The 20,144-nt window shown below is 64.0% G+C and carries 24 protein-coding genes and 1 riboswitch; of the genes, 12 read left to right on the forward strand and 12 right to left on the reverse strand.

All coding sequences use genetic code 11. The annotated features are described in order from the left end of the window. Nucleotides 1–112: 112 nt before the first annotated feature. Together ABVK50_RS22210 and ftsE are read right to left on the reverse strand one after the other, a co-directional pair. The gene (locus ABVK50_RS22210) at nucleotides 113–1,102 is read right to left on the reverse strand and encodes an ABC transporter permease (RefSeq protein WP_353644519.1); all 990 of its coding nucleotides are present in this window, start codon (nucleotides 1,100–1,102) and stop codon (nucleotides 113–115) included. Beyond that, nucleotides 1,095–1,754 (reverse strand): cell division ATP-binding protein FtsE, encoded by a 660-nt coding sequence (gene ftsE, locus ABVK50_RS22215; RefSeq protein WP_008835049.1) that lies wholly within the window; start codon nucleotides 1,752–1,754, stop codon nucleotides 1,095–1,097. Before ftsE ends, ABVK50_RS22210 begins: the two co-directional genes overlap by 8 nt. A gap of 186 nt (nucleotides 1,755–1,940) precedes the next feature. On the opposite strand from ftsE, the gene ABVK50_RS22220 reads away from it, so the two are divergent. The 3 genes from ABVK50_RS22220 to ABVK50_RS22230 are packed head-to-tail and all read left to right on the forward strand — an operon-like array spanning nucleotide 1,941 to nucleotide 3,760. After that, entirely contained in the window at nucleotides 1,941–2,564 is a 624-nt protein-coding gene (locus ABVK50_RS22220; protein ID WP_353644518.1) for a hypothetical protein, read from the forward strand. Between the two features lie 9 nt (nucleotides 2,565–2,573). Then, nucleotides 2,574–3,116: a hypoxanthine phosphoribosyltransferase gene (gene hpt, locus ABVK50_RS22225; protein WP_353644517.1), complete on the forward strand. Its 543-nt coding sequence runs from the start codon at nucleotides 2,574–2,576 to the stop codon at nucleotides 3,114–3,116. Nucleotides 3,117–3,121: 5 nt separating this feature from the next. After that, complete coding sequence (locus ABVK50_RS22230) at nucleotides 3,122–3,760, forward strand: glutathione S-transferase family protein (protein ID WP_353644516.1); 639 nt, start codon at nucleotides 3,122–3,124, stop codon at nucleotides 3,758–3,760. Between the two features lie 42 nt (nucleotides 3,761–3,802). Here ABVK50_RS22230 and ABVK50_RS22235 read toward each other — a convergent pair whose 3' ends face one another. Both ABVK50_RS22235 and hisC read right to left on the reverse strand, forming a co-directional pair. Continuing rightward, nucleotides 3,803–4,756: a prephenate/arogenate dehydrogenase family protein gene (locus ABVK50_RS22235; RefSeq protein ID WP_353644515.1), complete on the reverse strand. Its 954-nt coding sequence runs from the start codon at nucleotides 4,754–4,756 to the stop codon at nucleotides 3,803–3,805. A gap of 6 nt (nucleotides 4,757–4,762) precedes the next feature. After that, on the reverse strand, nucleotides 4,763–5,875 hold the full coding sequence (gene hisC / locus ABVK50_RS22240) for a histidinol-phosphate transaminase (protein ID WP_353644514.1): 1,113 nt from the start codon (nucleotides 5,873–5,875) through the stop codon (nucleotides 4,763–4,765). A gap of 113 nt (nucleotides 5,876–5,988) precedes the next feature. Continuing rightward, nucleotides 5,989–6,066: riboswitch (SAM riboswitch) on the forward strand. Nucleotides 6,067–6,113: 47 nt separating this feature from the next. On the opposite strand from hisC, the gene metA reads away from it, so the two are divergent. After that, nucleotides 6,114–7,052, forward strand: coding sequence for a homoserine O-succinyltransferase (metA, locus tag ABVK50_RS22245; protein ID WP_353644513.1), 939 nt, complete (start codon nucleotides 6,114–6,116; stop codon nucleotides 7,050–7,052). Nucleotides 7,053–7,270: 218 nt separating this feature from the next. Further along, on the forward strand, nucleotides 7,271–7,642 hold the full coding sequence (locus ABVK50_RS22250; protein ID WP_353644512.1) for a hypothetical protein: 372 nt from the start codon (nucleotides 7,271–7,273) through the stop codon (nucleotides 7,640–7,642). Between the two features lie 40 nt (nucleotides 7,643–7,682). Here ABVK50_RS22250 and ABVK50_RS22255 read toward each other — a convergent pair whose 3' ends face one another. Together ABVK50_RS22255 and ABVK50_RS22260 are read right to left on the reverse strand one after the other, a co-directional pair. Beyond that, nucleotides 7,683–8,480 (reverse strand): DUF1194 domain-containing protein, encoded by a 798-nt coding sequence (locus ABVK50_RS22255; RefSeq protein WP_353644511.1) that lies wholly within the window; start codon nucleotides 8,478–8,480, stop codon nucleotides 7,683–7,685. 52 nt (nucleotides 8,481–8,532) lie between these two features. Next, on the reverse strand, nucleotides 8,533–9,282 hold the full coding sequence (locus ABVK50_RS22260) for a methyltransferase domain-containing protein (RefSeq protein WP_353644510.1): 750 nt from the start codon (nucleotides 9,280–9,282) through the stop codon (nucleotides 8,533–8,535). 104 nt (nucleotides 9,283–9,386) lie between these two features. Here ABVK50_RS22260 and gloB point away from each other — a divergent pair, with 104 nt between their 5' ends. Both gloB and ABVK50_RS22270 read left to right on the forward strand, forming a co-directional pair. Then, nucleotides 9,387–10,154, forward strand: a complete 768-nt coding sequence (gloB, locus tag ABVK50_RS22265; RefSeq protein WP_353644509.1) for a hydroxyacylglutathione hydrolase — start codon at nucleotides 9,387–9,389, stop codon at nucleotides 10,152–10,154. Between the two features lie 5 nt (nucleotides 10,155–10,159). Continuing rightward, the gene (locus tag ABVK50_RS22270) at nucleotides 10,160–10,594 is read left to right on the forward strand and encodes a cupin domain-containing protein (protein ID WP_353645852.1); all 435 of its coding nucleotides are present in this window, start codon (nucleotides 10,160–10,162) and stop codon (nucleotides 10,592–10,594) included. Nucleotides 10,595–10,612: 18 nt separating this feature from the next. Here the strand turns inward: ABVK50_RS22270 and ABVK50_RS22275 are convergent, their stop codons facing one another. From ABVK50_RS22275 to ABVK50_RS22285, 3 genes are read right to left on the reverse strand one after another with little or no spacing between them, the layout of a single operon-like run. Further along, nucleotides 10,613–11,278, reverse strand: a complete 666-nt coding sequence (locus ABVK50_RS22275) for a lysoplasmalogenase (protein WP_353644508.1) — start codon at nucleotides 11,276–11,278, stop codon at nucleotides 10,613–10,615. Beyond that, a complete protein-coding gene (locus ABVK50_RS22280; RefSeq protein WP_353644507.1) occupies nucleotides 11,275–12,168 on the reverse strand; it encodes an EamA family transporter in 894 nt (297 codons plus the stop codon). Before ABVK50_RS22280 ends, ABVK50_RS22275 begins: the two co-directional genes overlap by 4 nt. A 31-nt stretch (nucleotides 12,169–12,199) precedes the next feature. After that, a complete protein-coding gene (locus tag ABVK50_RS22285) occupies nucleotides 12,200–12,982 on the reverse strand; it encodes a DUF3108 domain-containing protein (RefSeq protein ID WP_353644506.1) in 783 nt (260 codons plus the stop codon). A 247-nt stretch (nucleotides 12,983–13,229) separates the two neighbouring features. On the opposite strand from ABVK50_RS22285, the gene rpmB reads away from it, so the two are divergent. The 4 genes from rpmB to ABVK50_RS22305 all read left to right on the forward strand — a co-directional run bounded on the left by rpmB (nucleotide 13,230) and on the right by ABVK50_RS22305 (nucleotide 16,176). Further along, nucleotides 13,230–13,526 carry a 50S ribosomal protein L28 gene (gene rpmB / locus ABVK50_RS22290; RefSeq protein WP_165030995.1) on the forward strand — a complete coding sequence of 99 codons (297 nt, stop codon included), beginning with the start codon at nucleotides 13,230–13,232 and terminating at the stop codon, nucleotides 13,524–13,526. A gap of 131 nt (nucleotides 13,527–13,657) precedes the next feature. Beyond that, nucleotides 13,658–14,335, forward strand: a complete 678-nt coding sequence (locus tag ABVK50_RS22295) for a queuosine precursor transporter (protein WP_353644505.1) — start codon at nucleotides 13,658–13,660, stop codon at nucleotides 14,333–14,335. A gap of 11 nt (nucleotides 14,336–14,346) precedes the next feature. Further along, nucleotides 14,347–15,021, forward strand: coding sequence for a hypothetical protein (locus tag ABVK50_RS22300; protein ID WP_353644504.1), 675 nt, complete (start codon nucleotides 14,347–14,349; stop codon nucleotides 15,019–15,021). Nucleotides 15,022–15,183: 162 nt separating this feature from the next. After that, complete coding sequence (locus tag ABVK50_RS22305; protein ID WP_353644503.1) at nucleotides 15,184–16,176, forward strand: alpha/beta hydrolase; 993 nt, start codon at nucleotides 15,184–15,186, stop codon at nucleotides 16,174–16,176. 5 nt (nucleotides 16,177–16,181) lie between these two features. Here the strand turns inward: ABVK50_RS22305 and ABVK50_RS22310 are convergent, their stop codons facing one another. Continuing rightward, nucleotides 16,182–16,607 carry a hypothetical protein gene (locus ABVK50_RS22310; protein WP_353644502.1) on the reverse strand — a complete coding sequence of 142 codons (426 nt, stop codon included), beginning with the start codon at nucleotides 16,605–16,607 and terminating at the stop codon, nucleotides 16,182–16,184. A 223-nt stretch (nucleotides 16,608–16,830) separates the two neighbouring features. On the opposite strand from ABVK50_RS22310, the gene ABVK50_RS22315 reads away from it, so the two are divergent. Then, on the forward strand, nucleotides 16,831–17,169 hold the full coding sequence (locus tag ABVK50_RS22315; RefSeq protein WP_353646968.1) for a helix-turn-helix domain-containing protein: 339 nt from the start codon (nucleotides 16,831–16,833) through the stop codon (nucleotides 17,167–17,169). Here the strand turns inward: ABVK50_RS22315 and ABVK50_RS22320 are convergent. Further along, a complete protein-coding gene (locus ABVK50_RS22320; RefSeq protein WP_353645851.1) occupies nucleotides 17,150–18,130 on the reverse strand; it encodes an esterase-like activity of phytase family protein in 981 nt (326 codons plus the stop codon). The genes ABVK50_RS22315 and ABVK50_RS22320 overlap by 20 nt on opposite strands. A gap of 104 nt (nucleotides 18,131–18,234) precedes the next feature. Then, nucleotides 18,235–20,133 (reverse strand): cobaltochelatase subunit CobT, encoded by a 1,899-nt coding sequence (cobT, locus tag ABVK50_RS22325; RefSeq protein ID WP_353644500.1) that lies wholly within the window; start codon nucleotides 20,131–20,133, stop codon nucleotides 18,235–18,237. Between the last annotated feature and the right edge of the window lie 11 nt (nucleotides 20,134–20,144).

Consider the following 20,144-nt stretch of genomic DNA (forward strand, 5'->3'; position numbering starts at 1 on the left):
CGGCGGCGGCAGTCGAATCGGTCGAGTTCGGCCCGTTCACCATACGATGGTTAACTCCGAATCGCCGTCTTGAACAGCGCCAACGCGCGTCGTGCACCGGTTCTGCACCTAGTCAGCCTCCATCCGGACGGCCGACGTCTATGTCACTTAAATAGGTCACGACCGTGAAATGCGAAGTCGCCGCCGTCAGCGCGCCGACGACCGCCACCACCAGCGCCACGCCGGCATAGCCGGTCACGCCTATGGCGAAATTGCCGAACAGCGCCGTCGCCTGGTCGGCCTCGGGCGTGGCGAGGTTCATCGACGACCACCAGGAAAACACGATGAACACCACGATGGCCGCCAGGCCTCCAACGGCCGCGCCCTTCATGCCGGTGAGCAGGAAGTGGCGCCGGAATTCGCTGGCGATGAAGCGTGCCTCGGCGCCGACGAAATGCAGCACCTCGATGATGTGACCATTGCCGGCCATGGCGCCGCGCGTGGCGAACACCACCGACAGCACCGTCGCCGAGAGCATCAGCACCAGCACCGCCACGCCGAGCGTGACGGTGGTTCGCGCCATGGCGACCAGCCGGTCGACCCATGTGCGGTGGTCGTCGAGCGCAGCGCTCGGGACTTCCGCGGCGAGCAGGGCCCGCATGGACGCGAAATCCGGCGGGTTGTCCTGGTCTATGGTGACGATGACCAGCCGCGGCACCGGCAGTTCGTCGATATTCAGCCCGGCGCCGAGCCAGGGTTCGAGCAGCCGCGCAGTCGCCGCGCGGTCGATGATCCTGGCGTTGCGCACGCCGGCGAACTCGCTGGCGATGCGCTGGGCGGTAGCCAGTGCGGCCTCCATGTCGAGCCCTTCCGAGGGCTTGATCTGGATCGTCGCCTCGCGCGCGATCTGGTTTTCCCAGACCGATGCCGTGTCGCGCACCAGCGTGACCGCGCCAAGCGTCAGGCAGGACAGGAAGGTCATGATGGCGATGACGGAGATCAGCGCACGGCCGGCGATGTTCTGTGACGGCACGATCGGCGCTAACTTGCGCTGCGCGCGCTCCTTGGCCGGACGTGCCTCGTCCAAGCCATGCCCGTCATGCTGCTCGGCCAGTTCAGTCATAGATGTCGAGCCTCCCGCCGGACAGGATCATGCGGCGTGCGTCGACCTGTTCCATCAGGCCGAGATCGTGGGTGGCGATCACCACAGCGGTGCCGAGCCGGTTGAGTTCGATGAACAGCCTGAGCAGTCGTCTGGCCAGCGGCGGATCGACATTGCCGGTCGGCTCGTCGGCCAGCAGGATTTCAGGCTGCTCGATAAGCGCCCGGGCGATCGCGGCGCGCTGCTTCTCGCCGCCTGACAAGACCGGAGGCAGCACATGCATGCGCTCGCCGAGCCCGACCCATTTCAGGAGCTCGATGACGTCGGTGCGGTAGCTCGCCTCCTCGCGCCCGCGCACGCGCAGTGGCAGCGCCACATTCTCGTAGGTGGTCATGTGGTCGAGCAGGCGGAAATCCTGGAACACCACGCCGATGCGCCGGCGCAGCATCGGCAGTTCGTGCCTGGTAATGCGCGAGCGGTCCTTGCCGAAGACATTGATCAGGCCTCGCGTGGGCTTGAGCGACAGGAACAGCAGCCTGAGCAGCGTCGTCTTGCCGGCGCCCGAAGGTCCGCTCAGGAACTGGAACGAGCGCTGCGGAATGTGGAAGGAGATGTCGCGGAGAATCTCCGGTCCCATTCCGTAACGCAGGCCGACATTCTCGAAGCGAATCAACTCATGAACCCTGGATTTTTGGAGCGCCGAATACGGGCTGCCTGTCTCGATCGACCATCGGTCCGCATGGTTAACCGGCGGTTAAATTTTCTGCGGTTTTGGCCCCATATCCGCCCGGTGGCAGCGAAGCGTTAACCAATTCCGTTTACCTCCGCAGCGGGGGACGATCGAAGGCTGGCCGGCATCATGGCAGACCAACGCACCGCACGCCCGGTTTCCGGCGAAATCATGGCCGGCAGGGGCGCGCATTCCCTGCCGTCGAGTTCCGTTGCGGCATTCGACGACATTGTCGACGCCGACTACGAGACCGTCTCGCCGCCCGAGCGCGACCCCGACCGCTCCAGATTCCCCGCCGCTCCCCGACATGCGGCAGGCGGCATGGCAATGCTGCGTAGCGCCGGCGACGATCTCACCGCCAGGGGCCCGGTGCGCGGCGGACCGATATTCTGGACGTTCGGCATGGCCGCCGTCGCCGCTGCGTTCTGGGTTTCAGGCGGGCACGCTCTCATCCGCGGCGCCTCGCCGCAGCCTGCCGCCGCGCTGACCATTTCGGGCGTTTCGTCGCGCATCCAGACCGCCGGCGAAAAGAGCTTTCTGCATGTCGACGGCCATGCCGCCAATGACGGCAAAGGGGCTGCGGCGCTGCCGCCTCTCGAAATACGCGTCGCCTCCAATGACGGCCGGGTGACCCGCTACAAACTGGGGACATACGCCCGACAAATGGAACCCGGCGAACGTTTCGCCTTTTCGAGCAGGCTCGACGTGCCTAAAAGCGGAGTGAAGACCGTTTTGGTCACATTCGGCGAGTAGGAATTGATCATGCCAATCGTTCGCGGCAAACAAATCGAGGTGCTGTTCTCCGCCTCGACCATCGCCAGGCGCAATCTCGAACTCGCCAAGGAGATCGCCGCCCACGACTACACCGATCTGCTGGTCATTTCGGTGCTGAAAGGCTCGTTCATCTTCGCCGCCGACCTGATCCGCGCCATGCACGATGTCGGCCTGTCGCCGGAGGTCGAGTTCATCTTCATCTCCAGCTATGGGACGGGCACGACCAGCGGCGAGGTCCGGGTGCTCCGCGACATCGACAACGAGGTCAAGGGCCGCGACGTGCTCCTGATCGACGACATCCTCGAATCCGGCAAGACGCTGTCTTTCACGCGCGACTTGATGCTGTCGCGCGGCGCCAAGAGCTGCGCCATCGCCGTTCTGCTCGACAAGCGCATGCGCCGGCAGACTACGCTCAACGCCGACTATGTCGGCTTCGACTGCCCGGATTATTTCGTTGTCGGCTACGGCATGGACGTCGCCCACGCTTTCCGCGAACTGCCATTCGTCGGCGTGGTGAAGGGCGACGCCTGAGCGGCATGACGATCAAGCTCTACGGCTACAGCTACAGCGTCTATCTGCGCATAGTGCGCATGACGATGCTGGAAAAAGGCGTTGTCTGGAGCCATGTCGAGGTCGATCCCTTCGCCGAAGAAATCCTGCCGGACTATATCGCGCTGAACCCGTTCGGGCGCGTGCCGACCCTCGACCATGACGGCTTCGTGCTCTACGAGACCACGGCGATCACCCGCTACATCGACGAGATGTTTGCCGGGCCGAGCCTTCAAGCCGAAGCGCCGCGCCAACGGGCGCGGATGAACCAGATCATCGCCATCGCCGATTCCTACGGCTACTGGCCGATGGTGCGGCAGGTGTTTTCGCAGCGTGTCTTCAATGCCCAGCGCAGGACGCCGGACGAGGCGGTGATCGCCGAAGGGCTGGCGCGCTCGCGCAAGGTTCTGGCCGCGCTGGAATCTCTGGCCGGGGGCGGCGATTTCCTGATCGGCGACAGGCTGACGCTGGCCGACCTGCATCTCGGCGCGATGGTCGCCTATTTCACAGCAGCCGATGAGGGCGCGGCCGCGCTCGGCGACTATCCGAAGCTCGGCGCCTGGTGGGCAGCCTTCGAGAACCGAAAATCACTCGCGGAAACCGACCCGGGACTGCCGGGCGACTGAGGCCCATCAAAGGTATTCGTCAGGCGCAATTGCGCGCAGGTCTCATGACTTCGGCTGAGCTGCGAGCACATCCGGATGTTCGATCGCCTGACGACCGAAATCCGGAACGTCGATATCCTGGCCGGCCTCGATGATCGAGCGGCGCACGGCGCGGGTGCGGGTGAACATGTCGAACAGCTTGTCGCCGTCGCCCCAGCGTATGGCGCGCTGCAGCGAGGCGAGATCCTCGGAAAACCGCGCCAGCATTTCGAGGATCGCGTCCTTGTTGTGCAGGCAGACGTCGCGCCACATGGTCGGATCGGAGGCGGCAAGGCGGGTGAAGTCGCGGAAACCCGAGGCCGAGTATTTGATTACCTCGGTCTTGGTGACGGCTTCGAGATCGTCAGCTGTGCCGACGATGTTGTAGGCGATGATGTGCGGCAGATGCGAGACGATGGCCAGCACCATGTCGTGGTGCTCGGGGTCCATCGTGTCGATATTCGAGCCGCAGCGCCTCCAGAATTCGGACAGTTTTCCGAGCGCCGCGGCGTCGGTGCCGGGCAGCGGCGTGAAGATGCACCAGCGGTTCTCGAAAAGATCTGCGAAGCCGGCGTCGGGGCCGGATTTTTCCGTGCCGGCGAGCGGATGGCCCGGAATGAAATGGACGTTGGCCGGCATATGCGGTTCGATCTGTGCGATCACCGAACGCTTGGTCGAGCCGACATCGGTAACGATGGCGCCGGCCTTCAGCGCCGGCGCGATCTGCGCGGCGACTTCGCCCGACGAGCCGACCGGCACGGAGATGATGACGAGGTCGGCATCCCTGACTGCTTCCGCCGCGTCGGTCGTGTAGGAGTGGCCGAGGCCGAGCTCCTTCGCCCGCTTCAATGTAGCGGTGCTGCGCGTAGAGATGGCGATGTGGCCGGCCAGCTTCTCGCGGCGGATCACCCGGGCCAGCGACGAGCCGATCAGGCCGATGCCCACCAGGGCAATCTTTTCAAACATGGCTTCGGACATTTTCGGTCAGCTTTTCAGGAATTCAGCGAGTGCGGCGACCACGCCGCGATTGGCCTCTTCGGTGCCGATGGTCATGCGCAGCGCATTCGGGAAGCCGTAGGCTGCCACCCTGCGCAAGATATAGCCGCGCGCGGTCAGATAATCGTCGGCGGCCGCTGCCGAATGCTTCTCGTCCGCCGGGAAGTGGATCAGGACGAAATTGCCGACGCTGGGCGTGACGCGCAGGCCGAGCTTCGGCAGTTCCTGGCTCAGCCAGCCGAGCCATTTTTCATTGTGCGCGACAGTGCGCTCGACATGGGCGCGGTCGCGCATCGCGGCTGCGCCGGCTTCGATCGCCACCGCATTGACGTTGAACGGCCCGCGCATGCGGTTCAGCGCATCGACGATATGGGCCGGCGCATAGGCCCAGCCGACGCGTACGCCGCCGAGGCCGTGGATCTTCGAGAAGGTGCGGGTCATCACCACGTTCTGCGACGACGAGACCAGTTCGATGCCGGATTCATAATCGTTGCGGCGGACATATTCGGCATAGGCCGCATCGAGCACCAGGAGCACATGCTTCGGCAGGCCGGCATGCAGCCGGCGGACTCCCTCGAAAGGAATGTAGGTGCCGGTCGGATTGTTGGGGTTGGCGAGGAAGACGATCTTGGTCCTCGGCGTCACCGCGGCCAGGATCGCATCGACATCGGCGGTCTCGTTCGTTTCCTTGGCGACGACAGGGACGGCGCCGGCGGCCTGTATGTAGATGCGATAGACCAGGAAGCCGTGCTCGGTGAACACGCCCTCGTCGCCGGGCTGGAGGTAACTCTGGGCGAGCAGGCCGATGATCTCGTCCGACCCGTTGGAGCAGACGATGTTCGCCGGGTTCAGCCCATGCGCCTCGGCGATCGCCTCGCGCAGCTTGGTGGCGGAGCCGTCCGGATAGAATTCGAGCTGGCCGGCTACCTCGCGCGCCGCCTCGATCGCTGCAGGCGAGGCGCCGAGCGGGTTTTCGTTCGACGACAGCTTGTGGACCTTGGCGACGCCCGCGGGCGCGGTGCTCTTGCCCGGCACATAGGCGGCGATGTCCATGACGCCTGGCTTGGGCTGCGGGCGGCTTTGATCGATCGGCTGCGTCATGGCTAAAAGTCCGGTTTTGGGGAGCCGCGAAGGCCGCACGGAGATACAAGCCGAGGCACGGATTGTCGAGAAAAAGCTTGGCCAGTTGACGCCGGCCGAGTGTGGATTTACAAGCGGGCCCTCGTGGTGATTTGGCCGGTCGGCTTGCAGCCACGTTAAACAACTTGCTAAAGGGCCGCGAAACAAGTCCGGAACCGGCCGCGATTTCGCAGCCGGTTTTTTGTTTGGAGCTTGTACCATGCCGATCAAAATTCACGATCAGCTTCCCGCTCACGAAGTACTCGTCCGCGAAGGCGTATCCGTCATGGACGAGCGGACGGCACGGCGTCAGGATATCCGCCCGCTGCAGATCGGGCTCCTGAACCTTATGCCCAACAAGATCCGCACGGAGACTCAGTTTGCACGGCTGATCGGCGCCTCGCCCCTGCAGGTTGAACTGACGCTGGTGCGAATCGGCAATCACAGGCCCAAGAACACGCCCGAGGATCACCTCATTACCTTCTACCAGACCTGGGAAGAGGTGGCGGAGCGCAAGTTTGACGGCTTCATCGTCACCGGCGCGCCCGTGGAGCTATTGCCCTTCGAGGAGGTCTCCTATTGGGAGGAACTGACGCGCATCTTCGATTGGACGACCTCTCACGTCCATTCCTCCTTCTTCATCTGCTGGGGCGCGATGGCCGCCGCGCGGCATTTCCACGGCGTTGCGAAACACACGCTTGAGAAAAAAGCCTTCGGCGTCTTCCGTCACCGCAACCACGCTCCCGCCTCGCCTTATCTTGCCGGCTTCTCGGACGACTTCGCCATTCCCGTCTCGCGCTGGACGGAGGTGCGCGCCGCCGACATTCCCACCGGCTCTGGCCTCGAAATGCTCATGGAATCGGACGAAACCGGGCCCTGTCTGCTCGCCGAAACGACCGGCAACCGGCTTTATATGTTCAACCACATCGAATACGATTCGACTTCGCTCAAGGAAGAATATGACCGCGATGTAGCCGCCGGGGTGTCGATCGAAGTGCCGCACGAATACTTCCCCGACGACGATCCGGCCCGCCCGCCGCTTAACCGCTGGCGTTCGCACGCCCATCTGCTCTTCGGCAACTGGATCAACCAGGTCTATCAGACCACGCCATACGAGATCGAGAAGATCGGCGAAGCCCCGCAACTCGTCATGCCGTGAACCGTCTCCTGGCCGCCCTGGACTCTAACGACCAGAAGATCGGCTTCAAATGCCGTGGTGGTTCTGGAACTTCTTCGGCCAGCAGGCGGTTTTTTGCTGAGGCGGCAGGCACTCGCTCCCCTCGTATTGCCGCCAAGCGGCGCGCGTCAGTTTTTCTTTTGCATATCTCGGACCATGCAATCGAACGCTTTTACAGGCGCGGATTGCACGCGTAAGAGTTGTTCTCCAACAATACCAAAAAGCATGGGGAACTGATGAGAAACGGGGCTTGGGCAATTCTTGTCGCGATGATTGCGATAGCCGGCTGTGCGACAGCCGGGCAACAGGATGCAAACGACCAGAAACTACTGAAAGATCCGGCCGCACGCCAGCAGGCGTTGAACAAGTGCATCTCGATCGTGAAGTGGTGGGATCCGCAGGTTAAGCATGAGGTTGCCGAGTTCATGCGGATTTCGACCGACAAGGTGCCGCCTGTTTTCTGTCAACGCATGATGGCAGGCGTTATGAGCGGCCGTATCACCAGCAAGGATATGGTAGCGTTGCGCACAGGCAGCGCGACCAACTTCTTCAAGATCATCAAGGGAGGCTGACGGCGGCACCCTTCCGGGAAGCTGCGACAGCCGCCGAATCCTACCTGTCCAGTTCCGGATAAAACCGGTCCGAAAGCCGCTGCCTTTCGCGTTCGCCGACGAGGCAATCGACCGGCGCGCCCGCCTGCGCCGGAAGGACCCGCGGATCGGGCGAGGCTCCGCTGACTTCCAGGATGAGCTTTCGCCGGATGGCTGTCGCGAACTCCGAGATCGAGCGGATCGGCAGCACAAAGGAGCCGGGGCCGCCGGTAACGCACTCGGCGTAGTAGCGGTCGATCGCCGGGAAGATCGGCGACGGCCGGATCAGGATCGGCAGGCCGTTGACGACGATGTTGCGGCGGAGCGCCGCGTCGCGCGCCTGCATGACCGGGCCGCCGAAATTATTGGGACCGTCGCCGGAGACATCGATGACGCGGCGCGCGCCGTCGAAACCGTTCGTCTCGATCGAAGACGCGCCAAAGTCCAACGCCGCCGAGATCGACGTGCCCCGGAACACGTCGGCCGGCAGGCTTTCCACGCTGTCGGCAAAGGCTCGCGCGCTGTCGGCGCCGTCGATCACCTGCCAGGGCACGATTGACTGCCGGCGAACCGTCCCCGCCCATTCGAAATAGCTGAGCGCGATGCGGCTATTCGGGCCAGAAAGGACGGCCCGGATGAAGCCGGGATGGCGGAGCGCCGCTGCATAGCCGGCGCGCTGGATGGCGAACTCTTCCGGGTCCATCGATTCGGACACGTCGACCGCCAGCACCAGTTCGACATCGACCGCAACGGCGTCGGCGTGGGCCGGGACCGGCCAATGGCATGCAAGCCAGAGAAGCAGGGGCAGTGCCGCTTTCATGTCGGGAACGATAGATCGCCCCGGCCGCCATGCACAGCCCGGCCACGGCCCGTCAGACCTCGGGCGGCATCCTGGCGGTCTGTGCGCCCTGCGGTGTAAGCACCGGCACGAAGACGCGGCGGGAGGCGCGCTTTGCGACGGGTAGGCCCTGATAGAGCCGCTTCTGCGCCTCGACAATGACGACGCCGGAAAAAATCGGCCAGCAGCGCCGGCCGGCGCGCTCGAGGATGCTGTGGAAGCGCAGCATCCAGCGCCGTTTCGAAGGCGGAAAGAGCAGCGCTTCCGACCACGCCGACGGGGTGAAATTCGCCTCGCGAAGCAGCGCGTTAAGCTGGGCGCGCGAAAACGGCCTGCCGGTGCCGAAGGGCGTGTGCTCGAAGCGCGCCCAGATGCCGCGGCGGTTCGGCGCCACGATGACAACGCGGCCCGCCGGCGCCAGCACGCGCCAGATCTCCTTCAAGGTCTCGCGCGGATTTTCGGCGTGTTCGAGCGAATGGACCAGCAGCATGCGGTCGACGGAGGAATCAACCAGCGGCAGTTCCTCGTCGAATACCAGCGCCGTCGCGGAAGGCCCATTGGCGGGCCAGAAAACCGCCCCCTGCGTCGCCGGCATGAAGGCGAAGACCCGCTCGGCATCTGCGCCGAAACGGTCGAGCCAGGGCAGCGCGTAGCCGAGCCCCACCAGCCGCTCATCGGGAAGGCTGGCCCAAATCGAGGCAAGCGCCATAGCGATCGACCGCTCGGCGATGCGGCCGAGCGTGGTGGCGTAGAAGGAGCGCAGATCGACGATGTCCGAATTCATGTGCGCGACGGTATCCGCGATGTCCGCCGAGTTCAACAAAGGCCGCGACAGGGGTGACACGGGCCGGCGAGCGCCCTATCGTCCCCGCAAAAATGGAGGCAAGAATGCCGTTGCAGATCGACCAGTTCATGTGCCGGAGCGACAATTTCGGCGTGCTCGTGCATGATGAGACGACCGGGGAGACGGCGCTGATCGACGCGCCGGAAGAGCGTCCGATCCTTGCCGCTGTCGAGCGCACCGGCTGGACGCCGACGGTGATCCTCACGACGCACCACCATGGCGACCATGTCGAGGCCAATCTGGCGTTGAAGCAGCGGTTCGGCCTGCGCATCATCGGCCCGGAGGCGGAGGCCACGAAAATTCCCGGCATCGACGACACGGTCGAGGATGGTTCGGTCATCCCGTTCGGCGGAGAGGAGATCCGCGTGATTTCCACGCCGGGCCATACAGTAGGCCACGTCTCCTATTATTTTCCCAAGTCGAAGGTGGCGTTCACCGCTGACACCCTGTTTGCGCTAGGCTGCGGCCGGCTGTTCGAGGCGAAGGCGCCGGTGATGCTGCAATCGCTGAAGAAACTCGCCGCGCTGCCGCCCGAAACGACTGTCTATTGCGGCCACGAATATACGCAGGCCAATGCCCGCTTCGCGCTTTCCGTCGATCCGACCAATTCGGCGCTGAGGGAACGCGCCGCAGAGATCGACCGGTTGCGCCTCGAAGGCAAGCCGACACTGCCAACGACGATCGGCGAGGAGCTCGCGACCAATCCGTTCCTGCGCTGGCACGATCCGGCGATCCGCCGCAACCTCGGCATGGAAACAGCGTCGGACGAGGACGTCTTCGCCGAAATCCGCAAGCGCAAGGACATCTTCTAGTGACAATGTCCGCGGCCGAGATCATCGCGGCGCTAGGCATGAAGCGGCATCCCGAAGGCGGCTGGTATGCCGAGACTTTTCGCGACGGTCCCGGCCGGGGCCACTCGACGGCGATCTACTTCCTGCTTGAGAAGGGCGATATCTCGGCCTGGCACCGGGTGAAGGACGCGGCCGAGGTCTGGCATTTCTATGCCGGCGCTGCGATCGAGCTGACGGTTCACGAGGAGAGCGGCGGCATTTCGAGCCATCGGCTCGGGCCGGATATTCTCGGCGGCGAGCGGCCGCAGCATGTCGTGCCGGCGGGATGGTGGCAGACGGCGAAAAGCCTCGGCGAGTGGACACTGGTCGGCTGCACAGTCGCGCCCGGCTTCGAATTCGCTCAGTTCGAACTGGCGGAGCCGGGCTGGGAGCCCGAGGGCGAGGCGAAGCCGAGCCGGTGAAGCGGATAGTAATCTACACTACAGCAGAAACTCCAGCGTGATCATAAGCTGCGCGGCGTAGTACAACGCCCAGACTGCATGGCGCATCCATTCGCGATGTTGGGAGATGGCGGCGACGAGAAACTTTTCGACGGCGAGCAGTCCGTCGGAAGCCATGAACAGCACCGCGCCCACGATGATCCAGACATTGTCCAGCGTCAGCGCTGAAACGCCCATGCCCAGGATCGCCACGGCATAGGCCGCGACCGGCAGGCGCAGATCCGGCCCGACCCGCTGCCACAGCATAATGAGCATTGTTGCGGCGAACGCGGCCATGGCTGCGGCGAGAACCGCCCGCCATGGCTGCCAGAGCGGTTCAAGCCCGGCGCCCGCCAGCGAAAACAGCGCGATATAGACGAGATGCGCGGCAAGAAAGCTGGCGAGGCCGCCGAGGAATGCCTTGTCGCCGTCGCGCGACAGGAAGGCGTCGCCGAGGGCGCTGAGCGCCAGCGCGGCCACAAGCAGGAGCGGCCCGCCGTGGATGAAGGCAAGCGCCGCCAGCAGCGCAACGGCAAGCGTCTTGGCGGCCGAGCGCAGCAACGTTTCGCGCGTATTCAGGATCAGCCCGTAAACGACCGCAGCGGCGAGCGAGAAGAGGAGCGTCGCGTTGGCCGTCGCCTCTATGCCGCCGGCAAACGGCATCATGCTTCGGCCCGGCGCGCCGTTGCCGAGCCCTTGCCGAACAGCAGCGACTTCGCCGCCAGCACCGCGCCAGAGGTGATCAGCAGGCAGGCGGCGATGATGCTGAGCGTCGGCTCGGCGAAGCCGGCCACGATCAGCACCAGCGTCGAGAGCAGGGGCGCGGCGTAGCTGGCAGCGCCAAGAACCTGGATGTTGCCGCGCTTGACGCCATAGTCCCAGGCGTAGAAGGCCGCCCCTACCGGCATCAGCCCGAGGCCGAGCACCGCCAGCCACTGCGAAACGCCCGACGGCAGCACGGTTTCCTCCAGCGCGAAATGGCAGACCAGAGACAGGGCCGACGTCACGGCGCAGAACCATGTGACGATGCTGGTCGGGACGGCGGCAAAGCGGCGCGACAGAAGCGAATAGCCGGACCAGAGGAAGGCGCATGCCCCCGCCATGGCATAGCCGAACAGATATCGGCTCTCGAAGGCGAGCCCGCCGCCCTTGGTGACGATCATGAAGGTGCCGGCAAGGCCAAGCAGCGCGCCGGCGATATGGTTCCAGCGCAGCCGCTCGCCCGGCATCAGCGCCGAGCCGAGCACGATCAGCAGCGGCCACAGATAGGCGATCAGGCTGGCCTCGACCGCCGGCGCGTTGCGCAGCGCCGTGAAATAGAAGAAGTGGTAGCCGAACAGGCCGCCAATGCCGATGATCCACACCTGCGGCGGGATTTTTTCACGCCGCGGCTGAGCCGGCATGAACAGGCGCGCGACGAGCCCGACCAGCGTGCCGATCGCGAATGTGATGGCAGAGAGCAGAAACGGCGGCACCGCGCCGGAGGCGTCGGTGAAGAGCGCCAGCGACGCCCACATGGCGACTGCCGAAAAGCCGATCAGTGTGGCGCGCCCCATGCTTCACATCCCTGGCGCGCGGCATTTCGCGCTATTTCGTGGCCTCGAACCTTCGCGCCTGGACGGTGATCGTGCCGATCTGGGTGCCGACCGTGGCGCGGACGGGGCCATATACCCCGGTCGTACCGAGCGGCGCAAACGTGATCGTCATGCGACTGCGGTTTTTCAGATAGTCCAGCGCCTTGCGACCCTTGCGGTAGCCTGCGACCGGATTGAAACGGACGTTGCAGGTGACCGTATTGCCTTCCCAGCCGTCGATCGCCATGGTGCCGGTCGATTGGTAGCTGAGCGTCAGGTCGAAGCGCAATTCGCCGTCATAGATCTTGATCGTGCGCCCGCAGACTTCCGCCAGGCTGTCGGCGCGAACCAGCGTCGCCGAGAGCGGATCGGTGACCGTCCGCAAATGGGCGTTCGTGAGAGGCACCCAGTCCTTGCCGCGCTTTTTCAGCGGCGGCACGTTGTCGGTCCTGGTGACGGAGCCGCCCTTGAAGCGGATCGAGGTCATCTGCGACTTCTTGCCTTCAGTATAGTCGACGCGGAATGCCGTGGGCTGCGTCCTGTTGCCTGCGAAGCGGCCGGCAGCCGACACCGAGCCCTGCGTGTCATCGAAAAGCTGCGCCAGCCCAGCGGCCGAAGCCGTGCCTTTCACCGAGAAGGAGTTGCCTTCGAAGGTGCTGTTGAAGGTCGAATACGCGACGGGGATGCCGAGGAATGTCACGGAATACTCGCCGCTGAAGGATTGCAGCCCCTCTTTGCGCGGGGCGGGCACGGTCACCACCAGCGCGACCAGAAACGCCTGGAAAAGTCCCGCCATGGCGATGTCCTTGTTCACGCGGACGGCATGGCCGCCCGCAAATATCCCTGTCGCCTTGGTTCAAGCGAGAAATTCCGGCATTAGTGTGGATGCCGGCGGCCGCCGCTCCCGCTCGGTTGCGGCTTGACGCCTGGCCGAAATGCCACTATGGAACGCCAACTTTTCCATGAGGCCGCTTGATGAGGCTGCGCGCCACCCGTCCTGGTGCGCTACGATCAATGGCCGTTCGAGACCTGAAGGTACTGAAATGTCCCGCGCTTGTGAACTGACCGGCAAGGCCGTTATGTCCGGCAACAATGTGAGCCACGCCAACAACAAGACGCGTCGCCGCTTCCTGCCCAATCTCCTCAACGTGACGCTGATCTCGGAGGCGCTGAACCAGAATGTGCGCCTGCGCATTTCGGCCAACGCACTGCGCACAGTCGAGCACCGCGGCGGCCTCGACGCTTTCCTGGCCAAGGCCGATGTCGCCGAGCTTTCACAGCGCGCGCGCCTGTTGAAGAAGCAGATCGCCAAGAAGGCCGCCGAACAGGCCGCCGCCTAATTTCGCTTTCGGGCGGGGGACAACCGCCCGGAGCTTGGTCCGTTCCGATAGCATCGAAATAGGCCAGGCTTCGCTTCACGGAGCGCCGTCTTTCAAGACCGCTCCCTGGTTCCATTACCCAGGCTAAAAAAATGAAATTCTCTTCCGCATATCTGCCTTTCGTGGCCGTCATGGCGCTTGTCGTCGTGGCATCGAACATCCTGGTACAGTTCCCCGTCGCGGGGCAGATCGGCGACCTGTCGCTCGCCGACCTTCTGACCTGGGGCGCCTTCGCCTATCCGTTCGCCTTCCTGGTCACCGATCTCGCCAACCGCCGCTACGGCCCCGAAATGGCGCGCCGCGTCGTGTTCGCCGGTTTCATGGTGGCGGTCGTCTGCTCGATTCTCATCCCGCCGCTGATGTTCCGCTACGGGCTGATCGGCTTCGATACCGCAGCCGACAGGCTGGCGCGCATCGCGATCGCGTCCGGTTCGGCCTTCCTGCTGGCCCAGCTTCTCGACATCACCGTCTTCAACCGGCTGCGCCGGCAAAGCTGGTGGCGCGCGCCGGTCATCGGCTCGCTGACCGGATCGGTGCTCGACACCGCAATGTTCTTCACAATCGCATTCGCCAGCGCCTTCGCCTTCGTCGGCCCCGACGATGCGTTCGCACTGGAGGCGGCGCCGCTGCTAGGCGTGCTGCCCGTCGAGGCGGCGCGCTGGATGTCATGGGCGCTGGGCGACCTTGCCGTGAAGCTTCTGATCGCCGTCTTCGCGCTGATCCCCTACCGGCTGATCGCGGCGCGCTGGAGTCAGCCCGCACTGGCTTAGGACGGCAATTCGTGATTCCCTGGATCCAGCTCGATTCCGCGCAAATCCCCGATGGAGGAGAACTCCGCCTCAAACGGCGCGGCGCCGAGTTTTCGATCATGCTCGGCACCAACGAATTGATGAACAGCCGGCTGAGCGGCTCCGAAGAGGCGCTCGCAAAACTCTCCTGCGACAGGATCCGCGGTCGCCGGGAACCGCACATTCTGATCGGCGGGCTGGGCATGGGATTTACCTTGCGCGCCGCTCTTGCCGAGATCGACGGCGACGCTCGCATCACCGTCGCTGAACTCGCGCCCGCGGTGGTGGCCTGGGCGCGCGGACCGATGGCCGAGATATTCGGCGGCTGCCTGGACGATGCCCGCCTGACCATCCGCGAAACCGATGTGGGCGATCTGATACGATTGGCCGAGGGGCGTTACGACGCGGTCCTGCTCGACGTCGACAACGGCCCCGAAGGGCTTTCCCGCACCGCCAACGACGCCCTCTACGACCGGGCAGGTCTGAAAGCCGCTCGCGCGGCGTTGCGGCCGGGAGGCGTGCTGGCGGTCTGGTCGTCAGGACCGGATGCTGGTTTCACCCGGCGGCTGCGCGATGCGGGATTCTCCGTCGAGGAGGTCGGAATACGCGCCAACGGCAGGCGCGGCGCCAGGCATGTGATCTGGATCGCGATCAACACCGGGCGCTAGCTCGCGCGCCCAATCCTCGCGGCGAATGCCGGTTCACCAGCCAAACGAGAGGCATGCCGTGCCAACGGTCCTTTCCTGTGCTAAGGGCTGAACCCGTCAACTCGGCAACCTGCGGCTGTATCGCGGACCGCATGGAACAGCAATCGCGGACCAGGACCGTCGATGACCAAACGTTTGCTTCTCTGGCTCCTGGGCATAGTCGTCGTGCTCATCGTGGCGGTCGTGCTGGCCTTCCGGCTCAGCCCCTGGCCGTCGGTGGCGATCATCCAGGAGGCGTTCTCCCGTGGCGACCGGGCATCTGAAGCCGCGCTCGAGAAGCACGTCCCGGACAACATCCTCACGCGGCGGGATCTCGCCTATGGCGACGGACCGGACGAGATGTTCGACATCTATTATCCCGAGGGCGCCGACGGGCCGCTGCCGACAATCGTCTGGGTGCATGGCGGCGGATGGGTGGCCGGCAGCAAGGAAGGCGTCGCCAACTATCTGAAGATTCTGGCCGGCCGCGGCTACACGACCGTGGGTCTGGAATATTCACACGGCTTCGGCGTGACCTATCCCAAGCCGGTCGAGCAGGTGAACGCAGCACTCGGCCATCTCGTTCGCAATGCCGCCGGTCTCAATATCGACCCCGACACGATCATCTTAGCCGGCGATTCTGCCGGGGCGCAGATTGCAGCACAGGTCGCCATCATCACCACCGATCCGGCCTATGCCGGGCAGGTTGGCATTGCACCGCAGCTGAACCCCGATCGGCTTGCCGCCATCCTGCTGCTCTCCGGCGCCTATGACATCGAATCGGTCGATTTGGAGGGCAATTACGGCTGGCTCGCCAGAACGGTGCTCTGGGCTTATTCGGGAACCAGGGACTTCATGAGGGATGAGCGGTTCAGGCTGGCTTCCGTGACGAACTACGTGACCAACGCTTTCCCGCCGGCCTTTATCTCAAGCGGCAACGGCGATCCCCTCGCACCACAGGCTGTAGCGTTGGTGCGAAGGCTTGAGGAATTGAACGTGGAGGTGGACAGCCTTTTCTTCCCGGCCAACTACAGCCCGCCGCTGCCGCATGAATATCAGTTCAACCTCGATATCGCCGCGGGTCAGGAGGCGCTCGATCGCATGCTCGCCTTTATGGCGGCAAATGTTGAGCGGTAGGATGGCTATGGCAGCGCTGGCCTTGTCCTGCGCCTGGCTTCGAATGCGAGCGCCGTCAGCGGACCGACGATGAGCCACTGCACGGCGGTGAATGCCGTCTCGATGACGAGATAATCGGGAACGGAGGTCATCACGTTCTTGGCCCCGACGGCGATGGTCGTGAAGCTCCAGGAAAGCAAGGCGCCAAGCGCGGCATAACGCAGCCCGCGCGCAAACCAGCCATCGCCGCTTCCCGCGAACATCCTGTCGAAGATGTAGGCGAAGATCACAGCTTGGATCAGGATCGAGACGAGGCCAAACGGCACGATGATGTCATCGCGATAGATTTGCAGCGCCTTGTAGTAACCCTCGAAGAGGATGAGGTGCCAGACAAAGCCGAGCGCAAAGGTCGGCACGAGGTAGGCAAGCACCGGCAAAACGTAGCGTTTCATCACTTTCGTCCCTCCGCGAACCACGACGGTTCCCGCCGGCTCCGCCGTCTAGAAATCCGCGGGCCATAGCGACTTTCATTTTGCAAGTCACCGTATGGAACCATATATCGGTGCCACTTGCAACATGAAAGTCGAGAGGTGCGCTTTGGTGTATCCGCAGTTCCGTTCGCCCTGCCCCGTCGCATCAGCGCTCGATCTGGTGGGCGACAAATGGAGCCTGGTGGTGCTGCGGACGATCTTTGCAGGCCGCCATCGCTACAATGAACTCGCCGACATCACCGAGAAAATCTCGACCAATATCCTGGCCGACCGGCTCGCGCGGCTTGAGGCGTACGGGCTGATCACGAAACGTGCCTATCAGCATAATCCGGAGCGCTTCGAATATCACCTGACGAGGCGGGGAGCGGATTTTCTTCCGATTCTGCAGCAGCTCGCCCTTTGGGCGCGGGAACATATTCCGGACCGCTGGTCGCTGCCGGACTGGTTCGCCGAAGGAAAGGCCGCGCAGTTTTATCCTGATCTCGGGACAGAGGACACCGCGTTCAGTCCTCGTGCAGGATGAATTCCAGATAGAGGTTTCGCTGCAGGATGGAGTGGTTGTCGTCGGAGATCAGCGATACGATTTGAGCGCCGTCGGCGCGCCGCCAGACGTCGAGCCCCTCCATATTGTCGATCTGGTAGCTCATGTCGGCTTCGAGCAGCACCGGCCCGTCGGCGACCACGCCTCTGGCGATAGACTCGCCGTAAATGCGTCGCAGCCGCATCTTCACGCCTTCCGCCATGGTGTAGCTGCGCTCGAGCAGCAAGAGGTCGCCGTCGGGCAGGAAGGCGCCGTCGGTGATGTCGAAATTGCCGTTGCGCTTAACCGTGAACACGCCGCGGTTGGGGCCTTCGATGATTGCGGCGAAGATGTTGCCCTTCTTATCGAGGCTCTTTTCCGAAACGATTACCAGTCCGCCCTCGTGCTGCCCGTGCGGATGGGCATGGGTGACGGTCTCAAAGCCGCGATTTTGGCGCAACTCGTTTGCCGGCACCAGAAATTCCAGTTGGCCGAAGGCGGCCTTCATGCCGTCCGGCTCGATCCTGAACTGCGCGATGCGATGGTTGCGTTCGAAGCCGACAGTGGCGACGCCATCCCTGACTGCGAGCCCCTCGGCGTCGACCAGCCATTTCCGGTCGACGGATTGTCCGCTCTCGTCGACCATCTGGGTCATTCGGAAATTTTTCATGCCGACCGGGCGCTGCTCGGCGTCGCGGACGATAGTTCCAAAGAACCAGAAGCCGGTATCGGCGACGCCGATGAAATCGGCGCCGGGCGTGATGAAGCGAAAGGCCGAAAGCGCGCCGAGATCGCGGGAGGAGGAGGTGAGTTCCAGCCCGCCGACGAATTCCAGTGCCCCGAATCTCTTGTTCTCACGCCCGATGTGGAAATTCGCGATCGGGCGGGCGGAGATGTCGATTTGACCGACGGCGGATTGGGCGAAGGTGGGCGCTGGAGAGATAAAAAAGGCTGCAAGGGCCAGCGCAAAAGTTGCAGTTCGTACAGGCTGACGTCGGACGGCGCGGCGAAGGAATGTTGAATCAAAAGATTTGATGCAGTGCCGCAGCGCTGAGAGTGTTTGTCTTGTCACCCCGCCCGCCTCAACCCGCCGCGGCGGGTTTCCCGCACACTCTCCTCGCCGAACAATGAGGCGAGTTGCTCGGTCATCGCGCCGGCCAGTTCCTCGGCGTCGACGATAGTGACGGCGCGGCGATAGTAGCGCGTCACGTCATGGCCGATACCGATGGCCAGAAGCTCGACCGGCGAGCGCGTCTCGATCAGTTCGATCACCGCGCGTAGGTGTCGCTCCAGGTAATTGCCCGGATTGACCGACAGCGTCGAATCGTCGACCGGCGCGCCGTCGGAGATCATCATCAGGATCTTGCGCTGCTCGGGACGTGCGATCAGGCGCTGATGCGCCCACAGAAGCGCCTCTCCGTCGATATTTTCCTTGAGCAGGCCCTCGCGCATCATCAGGCCGAGATTGCGCCGCGCCCGCCGCCACGGCGTGTCGGCCGATTTGTAGATGATGTGGCGCAAATCGTTGAGGCGGCCGGGGGTCGGCGGTTTGCCGTCCTTCAGCCATTTCTCGCGCGCCTGCCCACCCTTCCAGGCGCGGGTGGTGAAACCCAGAATTTCGACCGAAACGCCGCAGCGCTCCAGCGTGCGCGCGAGAATGTCGGCGCAGGTGGCGGCGACCGTGATCGGCCGGCCGCGCATGGAGCCCGAATTGTCGAGCACCAGCGTCACCACCGTGTCGCGGAATTTGGTGTCGCGCTCCTGCTTGAAGGAGAGCGGCTGCATCGGATCGATGACCACGCGCACCAAGCGCGCCGGGTCGAGGTATCCTTCTTCCAGATCGAAATCCCAGGAACGGTTCTGCTGTGCCATCAGGCGGCGCTGCAACCGGTTGGCAAGACGGCCGACCACGCCCTGCAGATTGGCGAGTTGCTTGTCGAGAAAGGCGCGCAGGCGGTCGAGTTCTTCCTCGTCGCACAGTTCCTCGGCGCCCACGGTTTCGTCGAAGGCGGTGGTGAATACCTTATAGTCGACCTGGCGCGGCAGGTCAGCAAAGGGATTGTCCTTGCGCTTGGCTTCGCCCGGCGTCTCGGCGTCGGCGTCCTCGTCGTCGGAAACATCCTCGGCGGTGGCGTCGGAGGCTTCCATCTCACCCTGCTGCTCTTCCTCGGAAGCGGCTTCGGCATCTTCGGCCTGCGACTGCTCGGCGCCGGAATCGGCCTCGCCACCCTCCTCGCTGTTTTCCTCGCCCTGCGGCTGGTTTTCCTCGCTGTCTTCGGACTCTTCGCTCTCTTGGTCTTCGCCGAGTTCCTCGGCCATCTCCATGGAGGCGAGCATCTCACGCACGACGCGGGCGAAGGCCTGCTGGTCGTCCAGCTTGCCGGCCAGCCCGTCGAGATCGGCGCCGGCCTTTTCCTCCACCCATTTGCGCCAGAGATTGACCATGCGCTCGCCGCTCTTCGGCGCGGCGCGGCCGGTCAGCTTCTCGCGCACCATCAGCGCCAGTGCTTCCTCGATCGGCGCGTCGGCCTGATCGCGGACGTCGGCGAGATTGGCTTTGGCGTATTTGTCCTCGAGCATCGAGCCGATATTGTCGGCGACGCCGGCCATTGCGCGAGAACCGATCGCCTCGACGCGGGCCTGCTCGACGGCGTCGTAGACGGCGCGCGCCTGCTTGCCTTCCGGCGCGAATTTCGAGTGGATGCGGAGATCGTGGCAAGCTCGCTTCAGCGCCATGGAATCGCCCAGGCCCCGGGTCACCGAAATATCCGTCGCGGTCGGCTTCTTCGGTATTTCGGGCAGGCGGGCGCGGCTGCCGGCAAGCGCCGGCTTGTCCTTGGCGAAGCCGACTTCCAGTTCGTGGTCGCCGGAAATCGCTCGCATGCAGACCGTCACCGCACGCTTGAACACATCGGCGTCGCCGCCGGTCTTAGGCTTGTTGCGTATATTGTCGCCCGGACCCGCCATCGCTCCCCGAT

It is taken from the genome of Mesorhizobium sp. WSM2240 (genome assembly GCF_040438645.1).
GTDB lineage: Bacteria > Pseudomonadota > Alphaproteobacteria > Rhizobiales > Rhizobiaceae > Allomesorhizobium.